General features: G+C 70.7%; 12 protein-coding genes. 6 read left to right on the forward strand and 6 right to left on the reverse strand.

All coding sequences use genetic code 11. From position 1 onward, the window contains the following. The first annotated feature begins 19 nt into the window (after positions 1-19). The 4 genes from SXIM_RS08315 to SXIM_RS08330 all read left to right on the forward strand — a co-directional run bounded on the left by SXIM_RS08315 (position 20) and on the right by SXIM_RS08330 (position 4,041). Positions 20-901, forward strand: coding sequence for a DUF8017 domain-containing protein (locus SXIM_RS08315; protein WP_148236081.1), 882 nt, complete (start codon positions 20-22; stop codon positions 899-901). A gap of 427 nt (positions 902-1,328) precedes the next feature. Next, positions 1,329-2,162, forward strand: a complete 834-nt coding sequence (locus tag SXIM_RS08320) for a DUF8017 domain-containing protein (RefSeq protein ID WP_030725264.1) — start codon at positions 1,329-1,331, stop codon at positions 2,160-2,162. A gap of 164 nt (positions 2,163-2,326) precedes the next feature. Further along, positions 2,327-2,995: a hypothetical protein gene (locus tag SXIM_RS08325; protein WP_030725261.1), complete on the forward strand. Its 669-nt coding sequence runs from the start codon at positions 2,327-2,329 to the stop codon at positions 2,993-2,995. Beyond that, the gene (locus tag SXIM_RS08330; protein WP_148236082.1) at positions 2,992-4,041 is read left to right on the forward strand and encodes a hypothetical protein; all 1,050 of its coding nucleotides are present in this window, start codon (positions 2,992-2,994) and stop codon (positions 4,039-4,041) included. The genes SXIM_RS08325 and SXIM_RS08330 overlap by 4 nt, the downstream gene beginning before the upstream one ends. Before the next feature lie 16 nt (positions 4,042-4,057). On the opposite strand, the gene SXIM_RS08335 is transcribed toward SXIM_RS08330, so the two are convergent. Further along, the gene (locus SXIM_RS08335; protein ID WP_107073914.1) at positions 4,058-5,593 is read right to left on the reverse strand and encodes a N,N-dimethylformamidase beta subunit family domain-containing protein; all 1,536 of its coding nucleotides are present in this window, start codon (positions 5,591-5,593) and stop codon (positions 4,058-4,060) included. 73 nt (positions 5,594-5,666) lie between these two features. Between SXIM_RS08335 and SXIM_RS08340 the strand changes: the two genes are divergently transcribed. Beyond that, a complete protein-coding gene (locus SXIM_RS08340) occupies positions 5,667-6,200 on the forward strand; it encodes an HAD domain-containing protein (protein ID WP_030725255.1) in 534 nt (177 codons plus the stop codon). 8 nt (positions 6,201-6,208) lie between these two features. On the opposite strand, the gene SXIM_RS08345 is transcribed toward SXIM_RS08340, so the two are convergent. From SXIM_RS08345 to SXIM_RS08365, 5 genes are all read right to left on the reverse strand, one after another. After that, a complete protein-coding gene (locus tag SXIM_RS08345) occupies positions 6,209-6,934 on the reverse strand; it encodes a Clp protease N-terminal domain-containing protein (RefSeq protein ID WP_030725253.1) in 726 nt (241 codons plus the stop codon). 139 nt (positions 6,935-7,073) lie between these two features. Beyond that, positions 7,074-7,733 (reverse strand): hypothetical protein, encoded by a 660-nt coding sequence (locus tag SXIM_RS08350; RefSeq protein ID WP_046723487.1) that lies wholly within the window; start codon positions 7,731-7,733, stop codon positions 7,074-7,076. Positions 7,734-7,838: 105 nt separating this feature from the next. Beyond that, complete coding sequence (locus tag SXIM_RS08355; protein ID WP_046723488.1) at positions 7,839-12,671, reverse strand: DNA repair ATPase; 4,833 nt, start codon at positions 12,669-12,671, stop codon at positions 7,839-7,841. Positions 12,672-12,807: 136 nt separating this feature from the next. Continuing rightward, positions 12,808-14,838: a flotillin family protein gene (locus SXIM_RS08360; RefSeq protein WP_030725247.1), complete on the reverse strand. Its 2,031-nt coding sequence runs from the start codon at positions 14,836-14,838 to the stop codon at positions 12,808-12,810. Positions 14,839-14,960: 122 nt separating this feature from the next. Further along, complete coding sequence (locus tag SXIM_RS08365; protein ID WP_030725244.1) at positions 14,961-15,605, reverse strand: hypothetical protein; 645 nt, start codon at positions 15,603-15,605, stop codon at positions 14,961-14,963. 97 nt (positions 15,606-15,702) lie between these two features. Here SXIM_RS08365 and SXIM_RS08370 point away from each other — a divergent pair, with 97 nt between their 5' ends. Beyond that, complete coding sequence (locus SXIM_RS08370; RefSeq protein WP_246156857.1) at positions 15,703-17,043, forward strand: TrkH family potassium uptake protein; 1,341 nt, start codon at positions 15,703-15,705, stop codon at positions 17,041-17,043. Positions 17,044-17,128 lie beyond the last annotated feature (85 nt).

The raw sequence follows: 17,128 nt of genomic DNA on the forward strand, positions 1-17,128 counted from the left end.
ACTGGTTACGATCGCGAGCATGACACAGCGCGACAGCCCGTCGGGACCATGGCCGGGATACCACTCGCCGTCAGCGCCGCCCCCTCCGCACGGTCCGCCCCCGCCGACGGGGAAGGCGCCACGGCGCGGCGAGCCGCTGTTGGTGCTGGCCATCCTCGGTCTGATCGTGGGCATAGCACTCGTCGCGTACTTGGTGATCAGCGGTGAACGGGGCCGGTGGCACAACGGCTCCGCACAGGACAGCGTCACCGACGACGCCACCGCCGAACCCTGGCAGCCCGGCGGTCCCGCGGATCCCCGCGTCCCGGCACGTGATCCGGAGAAGCCGGTGGTCGCGGACGACTGGCAGGTCGTCCTGAGCCCTCGGGGCGGGATGGCCTACGACGTACCCCCCGAGTGGAAGGTCCACGAGGAGGGCAGCAACACCTTCTGGCCGGCGGACGACCCCGAGGAACACGGCTCCGAGTGGGCCTACACCCTGCGGGATCCCGCCAGTCAGGCCGTGACGGCGTGCGACGGCAGAAGAATCGCCTATGTCGGCACCCGCTACATTCAGGGCGTCAGCGGTACGGAGGAAGCGGCACGATCCGTCTCCAGCAATCTGGCCTGGGCGCTGTACGACCAAGCCCTGGAGGGCGACCTCACCACCACGGAGGCCGAGCCCTTCGAGAACGAGCACGGCGTCAACGGACACATCGCCTACTCGACCTCTTCCGGCGCCCCCGAGCACGGGGAAGGTGCATGCGCCTCGACCGACGGGCGGGCGATCGGTGTCTCCTTCATCACCTCCTCCGCCGATATCGTCTCCTGGGGGCTGGTGGCCGATACCGGTCATGAACACGCGGTGTCGGCAGAGACGATTGAGCTGATCGTGAGCAGCATCCGCCCGTACGAAGGCTGATCGGCTTCACGCATCGCCACCCGCTGCCGAAAGCAACCGGCCGCCTCCCGTTCTCTTCGAAGGACGCGGGAAGCGAGCACCGACCTGCTTCGGCGCTCATGCCAGGTGACATCGGTGCCTACGGGAACCCCGTGACGCGCTCGCGCGGTGTCCGGCCCAATACCCGCCCACGAGCGCACCGTTGGGTGGGCGCCGGGCGAAGTCCTGCGCCCGCACCACCGAACCGGTACCTGCGGACGGTTGGTCACCTCCGGATCGTTCGGCCCGCCCCGCCTTCACCGCGTCGTGGGCGCGGGACCCGGCGCCGGTGGCCGCCCCGTACCGGCTCGCTAGAGTTCCTCTCATGGGATCAGCACAGGATTCCGGGTGGGGGGCTCACGGAGGCCAGGACCCGTACCGGACACAGAACCCGTATCAACAGCCCACCATGCCCCACGGCTGGCCGGGCGCACCCACGCCGGTGCCGCCACCGCCGGGCAGGGGCCGAAAGGCGGCGCTGCTCGGGGTCGCCGGGGTGGCCGTGGCCGCCCTGGCCGTGACCGTCGGTGTGGTGCTCACCCGCGACAGCGGTGAGGACGGGGACGGCGGAGCGGCGGCAGCCGAGGACGAGCAGACGCCGCGGGCCCCCTCCGCGCAGGACCCACGACGGCCGGTCGAGGAGTCCGAGGAGCCTCTTCCCGTCGTCGCGGATGACTGGCAGGTGGTCCTCAGCGACCGGTGGCACACGGCGTTCGACGTGCCCCCCGACTGGCGGGGGCCGTCGCGCGACTCCAGTTTCCGCTGGGAGACCTGGGAGCCCGAGGACCCCGACGTCCCCGACTACGCGTTCAGCCTCACCGACGTCTCCGCGGTCATCGACACGGAGTGCGGCAAGCCGGGCCACCGACTGGTCGCGGGCACCCGGGGCGCGCAGGGCGCGACGGACACGGCGGACGCCGCCGAGATCATCGCCGGCAACCTGCTGTGGGCCAACTACGACCAGACCAGGACGGCTTCCTTCAACGTCGGTGAGCCCGAACCGTTCGAGACGGAACACGGCATCACCGGCCACATCGTCCGGGCGACCATCACCGATGTCCCCGACGGCATCCCCGAGCGCGACTGCCCCGTCACCGACGGAATGTCCATCGCCGTCTCCTACCTCAGCCCCAACTCCGACCTGGTGGGATGGGGTCTGGTGGCCGACACCGGCCACGACGGCGAAGTCGACCCGGACGTCATCGAGTCGGTACTGAGCAGCATCCGGCACTACACCCGCTGAACGACGCGGGGCGCAGGGCGGGGCGGAGCGGGGCGGAGCGGGTGTCATGGTGGGGGGCCGGACCACGGGTTGGTAACACCTCCGGGACCGGGGTCGCACGGTGCAGGCACGAGTTCGTAGGGTGAGGGTTCAAAGCACTCAAACCCCGCCGATACGGAGCCGCCGTGACCCGCCGCCGGACCAGGACCGCCCTGATCGCCGCTTCCGCGGCCACCGCCCTGCTGCTGACCGCCTGCGGCGGAAGCGACAACGGCGACGCCAGCAACGACATTCCGGGGGTCGACGAGACGACCGAGGAACCGGGTGGGCCCGAGGACGAGCCGGAGGACCCCCCGGCCGATGAGGGCCGGGAGGGGCGCCCGGACATCGACCTGGGCGGTAATTACGAGAACGTCTATGCGGATGAATTCACAGGCGATCCTGCCATCGATGAGATTCTTCTGGACAATCAGGGTTTTCAAGACGCTGTCGCAGAGGCCATCGTCAGCTACGACAACGAGCGGCCATCCCTGAGGTATTACGTCGCCGATCAGGCTCTTTACAGCACGCTTGACCTTCTGGAGAACGTGTATCAGACAGGGAATTCATCCGCAGGAGTCGCCACCTACTTCAATCGCAATGTCACTCTTCGCGAGGAAGGGATCGCCACGATCAGCTTCTGCCGAGATTTCAGTGATATCTACACCATTGACTTCGAAACCGGAGAGACCGTGGAAGAAGCCGAACCCGGATCACCGGCTTCTCGGTACGTGGCACGCATGCAGCAGAACGACGAGGGCGTCTGGCAGACCGTCGAATACGAGCTGTTCAGAGAGGATGCCGAATGCCAGTGAGGCACAGGCACAACAGGAAGGTCACAGCCATCACCGCCCTGGCTATTACCGTGGTCGCCATTCCGTCGGCGGCCGGTGCGGACTTGCAAGATGGACTGGACAACACCCCCTCAGGCAACGCCGATGGAAAGTCCATCGAGGCCAGTGTCGGAAAGCCCGAGGGGGTCCGAATCAACTACAGCGGCAACGGCCTTGGTGGGAGCGGAGGACTCACCAGCGTCGATACATCCTGGACGCCGCCCGCCTGCTACTACGCTCCGATGTATACACCCGAGGAATACCAGGCGCATTGGGCCGAACTTTCCCGCGAGTTCTACAGTTCTGGCTGGCCACAGGACGACAAGGACCTGCTCCGGGAGAGTCTCGAGGACTCCTACGGTGAAAAGGGAGAGTATCCGAACTACAACATTGAAAAGCAGGGGGAGGGAATGTTTTGGCAGGTGGTCAGGAATGACGCCTACCCCATCGAGGATCAGCTGGCCTGCGAATACCGCACCTTCTTCGTGGAGTTCGGCGATCCGCCCCCGGACGTTCCCGGCGTGGTGAACATTGCCACTCTCGCCGAGCTCGCCTACGAACAGACCCGCGTTCCCGACACCGACATCGAGCTGAATCCGGACGGCGACCAGACCGTCAATCTCGCGACCTGGGTGTGGCTCGATCAGGCGGCCTTCGAGCCGGTGTCCGTCACCGCGTCCCTCGATGACTACGGGCTGTGGGCCACCACTACCGCGACGCCCACCACGCTCACCATCGAGCCGGGCACGTCCGATGCCCGCCTGCATCCGGCGTCCGGTGAGTGCGCCGTCGGCGGCGACGGGAGTATCGGGGAGCCGTACAGCCGGGGGCGGTCCGGGGAGGAGCCGCCGTGCGGGGTGACCTATCTGCGGGCCACGCACGCCACGGGTTCCTACGGGCTGACGGCCTCGCTCACCTGGGAGATCTCCTGGGAGGGGTCGGACGGCAGTGGGGCCTCGCTGCCGTCGGGGGTGTTCGAGACGACGCATGAGATCACGGTGAGCGAGGTGCAGGCCATCGTGCGGTAGGGCCCCCGGGGTCAGGTCAGGTCTGGTCGCCGTACACCTCGGGGACGTTGCCGTGCGCCGGGTGGGTGTGCGCGGCCGGGCCGTTGGCGAAGGTGCGGAGGATGTTCTCCGTCACCTTCGTCACGAACTCCCCCGTCCGCGCGTCCATTCCGTGGTTGCCGCCGTTCTCGTCCGTGCCCGCCATGAGCGCTTCCACCCAGCGCATCGTGCCGACGGCGAAGACCCCGGCGCCGCTGTCGACGGTGTAGTACGCCGAATCCTGGTGGCTGGCTGTCCCGTTGCACACCAGGGGCGAGTGCGCCACGATCTCGATGCCCTCGGGGGTGGGCGCCGCCGGGGTCACCCGGTCGTACTCGACTCCTACCAGGTGGTCGAAGGCGTCCCCGGCCCGCACCCCGGTCCCCTCGAAGGCCCAGTGCTCGGGGCGGTGCACGACGTACGGGGCGTCCACCGGGTAGCCCTCGTACAGCACGCCGGTCAGGGACGATTCGGGGTCGGCGCCCGGGGCCGCGCGGAAGTCGGTGGTGACCAGGGCGTCCTGGTGGCCGTGGTTGGGGTCCTGGGTGTACGCCGACTTGTAGCAGGCGACGATTCTGCGGTCGCCCGTGTGCTTCGGTTCCAGGGGGGTCGGGTCCAGGCGCACCCGGCGGAAGCAGGTGTTCGCGCCGAGGATCGCGAGGTTCGTGCCCGCGTCCCGGGCCGCGAGCAGATGGGCCTTCTGGGCAGGGGTCATGTATTCGTCGTGGCCCAGGATCACCACCTGCGCGGCGTCCCGCAGGACTTCCGGGTCGCGGTCCACATCGAGTCCCGTGGTGTACGACAGGGGGATGTTCAGGCGTTCGGCCAGCACCACCGCGGCCCGCTCGTACGCCAGGAACTTCTCGGCCCCGTCCTTGTCGTAGGGCCGGTCGAAGCTCACCACCAGGGCACGGGTGCGGTCCCCGCCGTCCTTGCCCTCGTACAGGCTGTATCCGCCCCAGCGGTTGTACGCCTGCCAGGTCGCCGGCGCGTGCAGCAGGACCGTACGGCCGGCCGCCTCCCGCGAGCGCACCACCAGCGGCACGTACCGCTGTCCGCGGTCCCCGCCCTCCGCGTCGAGCCGCAGCAGGTAGGCGCCCTCGGGCCACCCCTCGGTGGACACGGAGAGGCCGCGTTCCCAGTCGGCCCGTACGGTGCCGGTGGCGGGGAAGAACGACGGGGCCCGCTGTACCGCGCCCGGCTGCGGCTCGGAGCGCCAGACGCGGCGGGCCTGCGCCCCGCCGTACCAGCCGATGCGGTAGGCCGAGACCCGGTACGCGGGCGCCGGGGTGGAGACGTAGAGGCCGAACTTCTCCCCCGGGTCCACGCTCACCCGATCGGCGTACCCCTCAATGGCGTCATCGGCCCCGGTGTCGGTGATCCGCCAGCCGGGGTCGCCGGGCTGGTCGGCCTCGCCCGCCGGCTCGGGGTCCTGGCCGCCCCACAGGGAGCAGGCGCCCGTCATCCCGGCCCCGGCCGCCGCGCACGCGCCCAGGAAGCTCCGGCGATCCAGGCCGCCCTCCTGCCCTGTCATGACCTCAGGCTGTGACACCCCCGGGGGCGGGCAACTCTTCCACCGGGCGCCCCCCGCTGCTACGGTCCCCCGCGTGGACACGCGTCCGGTGCTCTTCCTCGATGTCGACGGACCACTCAATCCCTTCGCGGCCGGACCGGAACAGGACCTGTCCGGGTACGGCTCCCATCGGATGGAACCGCCCAGTTGGACCGCCCGCCACCCGGGGCGCTCGCTGCTCGTGCGGCTCAACCCCGCGCACGGCGCGGAGTTGCTGCGGCTGGCGGGCACGTACGAGCTGGTGTGGGGCACCACCTGGCAGGACGAGGCGAATTCCTTCATCGGTACGGTGCTGGGCCTGCCGCCGCTGCCCCATGTGCACTTCGGGCCGGTGCCGTTCCTGGCGGCGCCGCGCGCCGCGCCGCTGCACTGGAAGACCCGCACCCTGCTGGCGTACGCGGGGCGCCGGCCGTTCGCCTGGGTGGACGACGAACCGACCGACGCGGACACCGTGTTCGTCCGCGAGCGGCACCCGGCTCCCGCGCTGCTGCACGGGGTGGATCCGGCGCGCGGGCTGGGCGGTGCGGATTTCACCGCGCTGGCCGAGTGGGCCGCCGCCCTGCCCTGAGAGGGCGCTCAGCCCTGCTTCTGCTCCAGGAACACCGCGAGTGCTTCGACGAGTTCGGTCTCGGCCCGTTCCTTGCGCACGCCGAGCCCGGACAGCACCCCGTTCCCGTCCTCCAGTTCGAGGAGGGCCAGCAGGATGTGCTCGGTGCCGACGTAGTTGTGGCCCAGGCGCAGCGCCTCGCGCAGCGTCAGCTCCAGGGCCTTGCGCGCCCGTACGTCGTAGGGGACGAGCGAGGGCGCTTCGCCGTCGGTGGCCGGCGGCAGGGCTGCGGTGGCGTCCTGCCGTACGGCGTCGAGCAGCACGTCCTGGCCGGTGATGAGCTTGGCGGCCAGGCTGTCGGGGTCGGCGATCAGGCCGAGCAGCAGGTGCTCGGGGGTGATCACCGTGTTGCGGGCGGCCTGGGCCTCGTTCTGGGCGGCCATGACGACGTTCTTGGCGCGCGGGGTGAACTGTCCGAAGTCCTGGGCGGCGCCCTCGCTGGGGACGAACCGCTTCTGGGCGGCCTGCCGGGTGACGCCCATGCTCTTGCCGATGTCGGTCCAGGAGGCGCCGGAGCGGCGGGCCTGGTCGACGAAGTGGCCGATGAGGTGGTCGGCGACGTCGCCGAGGTGGTCGGCGGCGATGACGGCGCTGGTCAGCTGCTCCAGCGAGTCGGTGTGGGTCTTCTTGATGGCCTCGATGAGGTCGTCGAGGCGCACGGAGCGGTTGATCTGAGTGCGTTCGGCGTCAGTCATTCGTCAACCTTAGGTTGACAGTCCTGGGGCGTCAACCTTCGGTTGACACGGGGCCCGACCTGGGGCGCCCGACACAGGACGGTGGCCGCCGGCCCGCAGGCCGGCGGCCACCGCATGACGCGCTCGGATCCTCAGCGGATCAGTTCAGCGCCCAGGTGTACTCGGCGTCATCGGCCGCGGTCCACGTGACCTCGGTCAGCTCGCTGCCGTCCGGCACCAGGTACATCTTGCAGTCGTTCCACACGTCGCCCTCGGCGAACGTCCTGGGGTCCTCGGCGGCCGGACAGCCGCCGGGGATGTCCATGCTGCCGATCATGATCACCGAAGGCATGAACTGACCGGTCGCGAGCCGCGCCGACTGCTCCAGGCTGGGCCGCGCGTACTCCAGGTCCTCGCCGCCGACGTGGGCGTAGTCGGTGTACAGGTACATCGGCGTGGTGCCCTCGATGTCCTCCGGGTCGAAGATGTCGAGCGCCTCGACATCGGCGATGTCGCCGATGTCCAGCTTCTGCACGGTCACTTCCAGTTCGGCCGCGGCCTCGCTGTACTCGTACGGCAGCGGCCCCGCGGTCTCGCCCAGGGCGAGGCTGCCACCGGAGCCCTCCGTCGCGTCGTCGTCCCCGGCGGAGTCGTCCTCCGCCGGGTCCTCGTCCTGGTCCGTGTCCTGCTCCTGGCCCTGGTCCGATCCGGATCCGGCGCCCGAGCTGTCGCTGTCCTCGCTGCCACAGGCGGTCAGCGTCAGCGCCAGGACGGCGGCAGGAGCGGCGGCGCGCAGCCAGAGGTTCTTGCGGTGTGACACGTGAATCTCCCCGTTGGTTCCTTACATCGAACTGACATCCACCCTAGGAAGCGCATATCCGCGTTCTGTCACACCGACGTAGCAGCCGGACACGCGAAGCGACGATCACCTCGCGTAGGCCAGCTTGATCCGCTCCCACCGCGCCTGCTGCTCCGGGCCGAGCCGGCCGCGCAGTTCCGCCAGTTTCAGCAGGTTGGCCTCGGCGCCCGTGGTCAGGGTCTGCGCCTCCGCCAGGTAGTGGTCGTCGATCAGCGCCTCCAGCTCGTCCTGGTTCATCACCGGGACGATGCGCTCCGCCAGCTTGTTGGTGTTGCGGTACGAGCCCTGGAGCCGGAACGGCGGCTCCGTGCGGCTCGCGTCGTCCTGCGTCGCCGAGGCGATGTACGCCGCGTTCACCGCCAGCGTCGTGCGCTGCACGTACAGCAGCTTCCGCAGCACCGACAGGATCTGCTCCAGATCGGCCGCCCCGTACGGGTGCGCGAGGCGGTCCGCCGTCACCGACTCGTCGCCGCGCGCCAGCCGCACCAGCAGGTCCACGTCCGAGCGCTCGCGTGCCGCCAGCGGGGCCAGCACCGGGTTGGCGGTCAGCGCGTTCTCGATGTGGCTCAGCGCGAACAACTCGTCCCGGCCGGAGAGCACATCACCGAGGTTCCACACGTCCGCGCGGTTGGCCAGCATGTCCGGCACCCGGAATCGGGTACCGGACTCGGTGAACGGGTTGCCCGCCATGCACACCGCGAAGCGCTTGCCGCGCAGGTCGTAGGTGACGGCCTCGCCGTCTCCGACCCGCACACCGTCGATGCGGCGCTGCGCGTCGCACAGCGGGATGAACCGCTGGAGCAGCTCCGGCGAGGTGTGCTGGATGTCGTCGAGGTAGAGGAAGACGTTGTTGCCCATCTCCAGGCCGAAGTTGAGCTTCTCCACCTCGCGCCGGGCCGCCGCGTCGGGAGCCGCCGCCGGGTCCAGGGAGGTGGTGTCGTGGCCCAGCGCGGGGCCGTCCACCTTCACGAACACCAGGCCGAGCCGGGCCGCCACGTACTCCATCAGCGTCGTCTTGCCGTACCCGGGCGGCGAGAGCAGCAGGAGCAGGCCCTGGCTGTCGGTGCGCCGCTCCTCGCCCGCCGTGCCCAGCTGTTTGGCGAGGTTGTCGCCGATCAGCGGCAGATACACCTCGTCCAGCAGCCGGTTGCGCACGAACGCCGACATCACCTGCGGGCGGTACGCGTCCAGCCGCAGCCGGCGCCGTTCGGCGTCCAGCAGCGCGTTGCGGCGCCGGATGTACTGCCGGTGGGCGGGCACCCGGTGTGTCCTGAACTCCGTCGTACGGGACAGGAACTCATCCAGTCGCAGCGGCAGTTCGCCGGAGGCCACGCGCGGGTGCGCACCGAGGAGGCCGTCCACCCGGGCGGTGAGCGGGGCGTCGATGGCGCGGTGTTCCACGTCCTCGCCGCACAGTTCGAGCACGGCCGCCTCGGCGAGGTCGGTCGCCTCGCGGCCGGTCGACTCGGTGAACGCCGTCAGCCACGCGGTCACCAGCTGGTGCCGGGCCGCCAGGTCGTCGCCGAGCGAGACGACGTCCTGCGCGAACTCCTTGGTGCCCGCGGTGCCCAGTGCCGTACGGAAGTCCTCCAGCAGGGCGCGGGCCGCGGCGCTGGTGGCGAAGCGCGGGGTGTGGCCGGTGGCCAGCGCCAGTTCCTCGAAGAGGTAGCCGCCGGCGTCCCCGCCCGGCGCCGGCGGCAGGGCGTGCTCGACGCGGAACGCCTCGATGGCGGCGGTCAGTTCGGCCGCGAGCCGCTCCACGGCCGCGACCTGCCCGAAGGCGGTGCGCGCCCGGCCCAGCGACTGGGCGCGGGTGGTCCACGCCCGCCGGTTGGCGTCGGTGGCGCCGTACGCCCAGAACAGCTGGGCCGCGGCACGCACCTCGGGCCCGTAGCGCAGCAGGTCGGCGTGGTCGCGCAGCCGCAGCAGCACGGCCAGGATGCGGGCCGCGTCCTGGTCGTGGACGCCGCGGTCGTACCCCTCGTCGTAGGCCGCTTCCGCCGTGCGGCGCACCTGCGGCAGCAGCTCCGCTTCGCTCTCGCCCGCCGCCCCCTGGGACAGCACCGTGGCCGCCAGGTGCTCCGCGCGGTACACGTCCGGGGACTCCGAGGCCAGCGGCTGGTCCCAGAAGTCCTGGGTGGCGGCGAACTCCGGGTCGGTGACCGGCGCCCGGTAGTCGGTGCCGGTCACCGCGAACGACAGGGCGCCGTCCTGCGGCACCAGCGTCAGGTCGATGGGCTGGGTGTTGACGCCGAAGCTGTGCCGGCCGAGCCGCACCGTCCCGTCCGCGCCGAACAGGTCGGCGCGGTCGCGCAGCGCCCGCCCCGCCTCCTGCCGGATGGCCTTCAGCCGGCCGGTCAGCTCCTCGGCCCGGACGGTCTCGCCGATCTCGCGCAGCTCGCCTGCCGTCGCGCGCACCCGCTCCACCAGCGGGTCGGCGGCGAAGTAGGCGTTGACGTCGTCGAGCGTGGGCAGCGCGGTCGCGCGCCGGGTGACGGTGGACAGGATGCGGTTCGCGGAGGAGGCGAGCCGCTCGGCGTGCCGGGCCCGCTCGTCCAGCTGGGCCTGCTTGCGCGCCGAGAACGTCTCGTAGATCTCCTCGCGCTGCCCCGCCAGTTGGGTGAGGAAGTCGTCGAAGGAGCCGAATCGCGACTCCAGGTTCTCCAACTGAAGCAGTAGCCTGCCCAGTTGCTCGTCGCACTCCTCGGGGGTGCGGGAGGCGGCCAGGGCGCCGGAGACCGCCTGGCCCAGCAGCGCGTACTCGGCGGCGAACTCGGCCCGCCCCTCCCGCTCCAGCAGTTCCCGGCGCCGCCCGTCCAGCACCGCGCGGGCCCGGTTGACGGCGCCCATCACCTCGCCGATGCGCTCCAGCAGCCCGGTGCGCACGGTGGCGTCCGCGATGTCCAGGCCGCCGATGACATCGGTGACGATGCGCAGGCCGTCCGCGTGTTCGCCGATCTCCTCCAGCAGCGGGTCGGCGACGGCGACGCTGTCCACCGCCGCCGCCCGCTCCGTCAGTTCGGCTATCGCGGCCCGGGTGTCGTCGAACGCGTCCTCGCGGGAGAGGAAGGCGACCGCGCGCCGCCCGGTGGCCGCCAGCGACTCACCGAGGCGCTCGCCGATCGCGGCCAGCGCGTCCAGGTCGATGTGCCGCACCTCGCGCAGCGACTCGGTGTGGCCCTGGGCGCGGCGCAGTTCGGTGAGCACGGTGACCCACTCGGCCGCGCCCTTGGGGGCTTCGCCGCGCGCCCGCCGGATCAGCCGTTCGGCGTGCTCGCCCGCCTCGGCCAGTTCCTTCGCCGCCCGCGCCCGCTGCTCCTGGACGCGCTGGTACTCGTCGATGACCTGCTCGGCGGTGGCCCGCAGCGTGGCGGTGGGCTCGTCGAGACCGGCGAGGCCGTCGAGGCCCAGCCAGTGGTACTGGTCGGTCAGCCGGTCGCAGGCGGCGGTGATCGCCTCGAACACGGCGGTGCCGGGGGCCAGTTCGCTCGCCAGGCGGGACACGGTGAGGGCGTCGGAGATGCCGCGCACCAGCTCCGCGTTGCCGATCCGGGTCAGCGGGCCTTCACCCACCGGGGGCGCGGCGGCGGCGTACGCGTCGGAGGTGAAGGGGCTGCGCCACACCTGCACGGGGTGCACGAGGGCCGGTTCGCCGTCGTTCCCGGCGCGGCTGATGGCCAGGGTGCCGTCGTCGAACAGCGCGAAGCCGTGCGAGGGCAGCGGGTTGGCGACTTCCTTGCGGATGAGGTTGTAGGGCAGCAGGAGGGTGTGGCCGGTGGCGGGGGCGTGGAAGACGTACAGCACGTCCTCGCCGTTGGGCGAGCGGATGGCCTTCTCGTAGGTGAGCCCGGCGGTGTCGGTGGCCTCGAAGGTACGGGCGGCGGCGCCGGGCGGGGCGGCGGCGAGGTAGTAGCCGCCGGGGAAGATGATGCCCTGGTCGTCGGGGAGGGTGCGGCAGGCCTGGCCGATGCCGTCGAGGCGGACCACGTCCTGGGTACGGGTGTTGAAGACGAGGTAGCGGTGGACGCTCTCGTTGTACGGCAGGACGCGCAGCAGGATCAGCGGGCCGACGCGGGCGTAGGCGATCTCGGCGTCGGCGAGGGACTGGAGCGGTTCGTCCACCGGCTCGTGGTGGATGCCGTCCGCGCTGTCGGTGTCGTTCTCGGTCTTGAGGGTGAGCCGGCCGCCGACGGTGGCGACGTACAGCGCGCCCTCGATGCTCACATGCGGGTGCGTGCCCAGGATGTGCTGCTCGCGCCCGGTGTCGGTCCAGCCGAAGTCGTACGGCTCGGGGAAGACGTGGTCGCGCTCGCCCTTGGCGTCCAGGTACTGCGGGGTGCCGTCGGGGTGGATGCGCCAGCGCAGCACGCGGATGTCGCTGAGCCGGTCGCCGGTGCGGAAGACGGCCAGCAGCAGGCCGCCGGTGAGCCGCAGCCGCAGCAGCTGGGCCTGCCGGAAGTAGCGGTAGAGGCTCTCGAAGTCGCGCTGGAAGGCGGGGTCGTCGAGCAGGCCGGGGACGGCGTCGGGCGGGGCGGGGAGGAAGTGGCCGTCGTCGGCGCCGCCGGCGCTGAGCCGGTGCAGCCCGAAGACGTCGCCGATCGCGGTGTTCTCGGTGCCGGAGGCGCCGGTGCCGCGCGGGTTGTATCCGGCCAGCAGGACGCCGCCGACCTGGACGATGTCGCGCGGGACGCTCTCGCGCCCGGTGCGGACCCGTTCGGTGGCGAGCAGGGCGAGTTCGCTGCCGCCGAAGGTCTCGATGCGGCGGGCGTTGAGCGTCTGCGCGCGGGCCGCCAGTTCGGTGGCGGCGGCGGACATCCGGGCCCGCAGTACGTCGTAGGTGCCGGCGTCGAGCCGGGTGTCCTGGGTGTCCTGGGTTTCCTGGGTGTCCTGGGTGCTCACGTCGTCAACCGTTCCCGTATCCCGTTTCCGATCCCGCTCCGGCCACGTCACCCGTCACCGGACCTTCCCCCGCCCCGTCCGTCCGCCGCCGGTCCGGCCCCCGCGCGGGGGCCGGGCCGGCGGCGGACGACGCGCCCTACTTGTCCAGCGCGACCGCGCCGTTGACCTTCGCCAGGTCGGTCAGCCGGACCTCGCCCAGGCCCTGGGCCGTGACGGCCTTCAGCACGCCGCGCAGCTGCCCGGTGTGTTCACCGCCGTCGGCGATCAGGGAGCCCAGCAGCCCGGCCAGGGTCAGGTCGCGCACCCCGGCGGCGCCGAGACCGGCGGCCATCGCGCCGATGTCCTGGGTGAAGGTGGAGTTCTCCTTGTCCAGCCACGGTCCGGCCAGCGCCTGCGCGTGCTCGGAGCTGTTGATGAACCCGTCCAGTCCACGGCCGGCCGAGATCGCGCCGATCAGCTTGTCGAAGAAGACGGTGTCCCCGCCGACGATGTCGATCTTGGCGTTCTCCAGGCCGGTGGCGACCACCGTGGCCTGCGCCTCGGCGATCTGCCGCTGCACGTCGATGCCGGCGATCCGGATGTCCTTCTCCGCCTCCAGGCGCAGCCGGTACTCCTCGTGCTCCCGGCTGGCGGCGTCCAGCGCGGCCATCGACTCGGCCTTGAGCTTGAGGCCGTCGGCCTCGGCGGTCATCTTCTCGCGCAGCGCCTCGGCCTCGGCCAGGCCCATCTCCTTGGCCGCCTCGGCCTCCGCGTGCCGGGTCTTGGCGATGGCGTCCGCCATCCGCTCCTTGACCTCGGCCTCGGCCAGACCCTCGGCGGAGGTGTCGGCACGCTTGCCCTCGGCCAGCCGGATCGCGGCCTGCGCGTCCAGGTCGGCGGACTTCAGCCGCGCCTCGGCGAGGGTGAGTTCTTCCTTGGCCTTGTGCACGGCCGCGGCCTCGGCCGCCTCCGCCGCCTTGATGTCCTTGACCAGCTGCTCCTGCGCCTGGGCCTCGGCGGTGATGATCAGCGCCTGGCGGTCGCGCTCGGCCTCCTCGACGGCCCGCAGCTTCTTGATCTCCTCCTCCTGCTGGGCGACGGTCTTCTCGACCGCGATGCGCTCGCGCACCACGTCCGCGATGTCCCGCTTCTCGCCCTCCAGCTCCTTGTCCTTGGCGATGCGCTGGAGTTCGGTCTCCCGCTCGCGCGCGATGACCTCCAGCATCCGGTCCTTCTCGATGCGCTCGTTCTCGATCGCCACGACGCGGTCACGGTTGAGCTTGGCCACGGCGATCTCGCGCTCGCGGTTCTCGTTCTGCACGCCGAGGGCTTCCTCGGTCTTGATGTGCGCGGTGTGCGAGCGCAGCCGCTCCTCGGCCTGGACGCGGGCGGTCTCGGCCTCCTCGCGGGCGCGTACGGTCTCGATCTCGCGGGTCTGCTTGATCTCGGCGTCGGCCTGGCGGCGCTCCAGTTCGAGGACGGCCTCGCGGGCGTCGACGTTCTGCCGGGTGATCTCCTTCTCCTCGTTCCGGCGGAACTCGTTGGTGAGCACGTGCTGGTGCGCGGTCAGCTCGGTGATCTTCCGGATGCCCTGGGCATCCAGGATGTTGTCCTTGTCGAGCTGGGAGAGCGGGGTCTGCTCCAGGTAGTCGATCGCCGCGTCCTCCAGGCTGTAGCCGTTGAGGTCGGTGCCGATGACGGCGATGATCCGGTCGCGGAACTCGTCGCGCTTGGTGTACAGGTCGGCGAAGTCCAGCTGCTTGCCGACGGTCTTGAGCGCCTCGGAGAACTTGGCGTTGAACAGTTCCTGGAGCGTCTCGCGGTCGCTGGCGCGCTCGGTGCCGATGGCCTGGGCCACCTTGATGACGTCCTGCACGGTCTTGTTGACGCGCACGAAGAACGAGATCCGGATGTCCGCGCGGATGTTGTCCTGGCAGATCAGGCCGTCCCGCCCGGTGCGCCCGATCTCGATGGCCTTCACGGAGATGTCCATGGTCTCCGCCCGGTGCAGGACCGGGAGGACCACGGCGCCGGTGAAGGTGACATCGACCTTGCGGACCTTGGAGACGATCAGGGCCTTGCCCTGCTCCACCTTGCGGAAGAGACGGCTGAGCATGAAGACGACGGCGATGACGATGATCAGCGCGGCGGCGATGAGCACGCCGAGGCTGGTTCCTATGGTGTCCATCCGGTTGTGAACCCCTCGTGGTCGGTCGAGAAGATGTGCGGCTGAAGAAGGAGACGCGGTGAAGACCGCGGGGCGCACGGCGGCGCCGTTTCACAGGTGATGCCGTCGAAGGGGGGACGCGCTCAGCGCGGCAACTGGTTCTCGAGGTACCCGGTCGCCGGGCCGGCGTCGTACGGCGCCACCCAGAAGAACTCACGTTCAGGTTCGTAGCCGAAGATCAGCGCCCGGCTGCCGGCCCCGAGGTCGGCGCCCTCGGGTCCTTCGGCGCGTACTTGCACGATGGCGGTGCCGCCGTCGTGTGCGGTGACCTCGGCCTGGCCGAACTCGGCGGTGACGCGGCTGGTGCGCACGACGCACACCTTGCCGACGAAGTCCTCGTGCTGGGAGCCGGTTTCGGCGGCGAAGACCCTGCGCAGCGGCAGGACGGTCAGCCGTGCGGCTCCCCAGCCGGCCACCAGGGCGACCGGGAGGGTGGCCACGCGCAGCGCGGTGGCGTCCAGCAGTTCGGTGCCGGCCATGGCGGTGAACCAGGCGACGGCGATGAGCATCGAGAGCGGGATGGCGGCGGGTACGCCGCTCAGGCCGAGCAGGGCCATGACACCCGAGAAGCCGCCGATGTCGCCGTCACCCGCGCCGTCGCCGCCCTCGGCGACCGAGCCGCCGACGCCGAACAGCACCCCGAAGATCCAGTACAGCAGCACCACGGCGAGAGGGAAGGTGAAGATCACGGCCGGAAACGCCATGGCCGTCGTGAAGAAGTCCCCCATCCTTCGACCCCCCTATGGTGATATTGACAATATTTATACGCGACGATCGTTTGACTTGGTACCCCTGGGGCGTATCGATCGCCGTTACGTTCAGGACGTGCACACCCACCCGGCACGCATGGTGGCCCTCGGATTCGCCCTCGCGATCGTGGTCGGCACCACCGTGCTGGCGCTGCCGATCTCCCGCGCGGGAGACGGTGCGGCGCCCCTGCTGACCGCCTTGTTCACCGCCACCTCCGCCGTCTGCGTGACCGGGCTCGCTGTCGTAGACACCGGAACGTACTGGAGCGGTTTCGGCGAAGTGGTAATTCTTTTCCTGATCCAGGCGGGCGGGTTCGGCATCATGACGCTCGCCTCGCTCCTCGCCCTCCTCGTCGTCGGCCGGCTGCGGCTGATGACCACGCTGCAAGCACAGGCCGAGTCCAAGATCGGGATGGGCCAGGTGCGCGGCGTGCTCAAGCGGGTCGCGCTCATCACGGTCACGGTGGAGGCGGCCACGGCGCTGATCCTGGCCCTGCGCCTGTGGCTGGGGCACGGACAGTCCCCGGGAGCCGCCGCGTACTCGGGGGTCTTCCACGCCGTCTCGGCCTTCAACAACGCCGGCTTCGGGCTGTACGGCGACAGCCTGACCGGCTACGCACACGACCCCTGGGTGCTGCTCCCGGTGTCCGCGGCGGTGATCCTGGGCGGCCTCGGCTTCCCGGTGATCCTGGAGCTGCTGCGACAGCGGCGCGCAGGGCGCCGCCGGACGAGAACCCCCCGTACCTGGTCCCTGCACCTGCGGCTGACCCTGTGGCTGACCGGAGCGCTGCTCACGGCGGGGACAGCACTGACGCTGCTGTTCGAATGGTCCAACCCCGGCACGCTGGGACCACTGGGCAGCGAGGACAAGGCCCTGGGCGCGTTCTTCCACTCCGCGATGCTGCGTACCGCGGGCTTCAACGCCTCCGACATCAGCGCCATGGAACCCGCCACGCTGCTCGGCTCCTGCGTCCTGATGTTCATCGGCGGCGGCAGCGCCGGAACGGCCGGCGGCATCAAGATCACCACCTTCGCCGTCCTGGGAGTGGCCATCCTGGCGGAGGTGCGCGGCGAGCCGGGCGCGGGCATCTTCGGACGGCGTCTGGCGCCGCAGGTGCTGCGCCAGGCCCTGACCGTCGCGCTGCTGGGCGTGGCCGCTGTCATGGCGTCCACCATCGCGCTCCTGGCCATGGTGGACGCGCGCGCCGAGATCGTGCTGTTCGAAGCGGTGTCGGCCTTCGGCACGGTGGGCCTGACGGCCGGGCTGACCGGCGAACTCGCCGGGCCCGGTCAGCTGATCATCACCGCTTTGATGTTCCTCGGCCGGGTGGGCCCGATCACCCTCGCCTCCGCGCTGGCCCTGCGCCACCGCACGCAGCGGTACCGGCTGCCCGAAGAACGCCCGATCATCGGATGAAGTCCCGGCCCCTACTCCCGCCATCCCGCACCCACCGTGCGCACGCTCGGACACCATCACCCCCTCACACGGAACGGAACACAGC

This window comes from Streptomyces xiamenensis (assembly GCF_000993785.3).
GTDB lineage: Bacteria > Actinomycetota > Actinomycetes > Streptomycetales > Streptomycetaceae > Streptomyces > Streptomyces xiamenensis.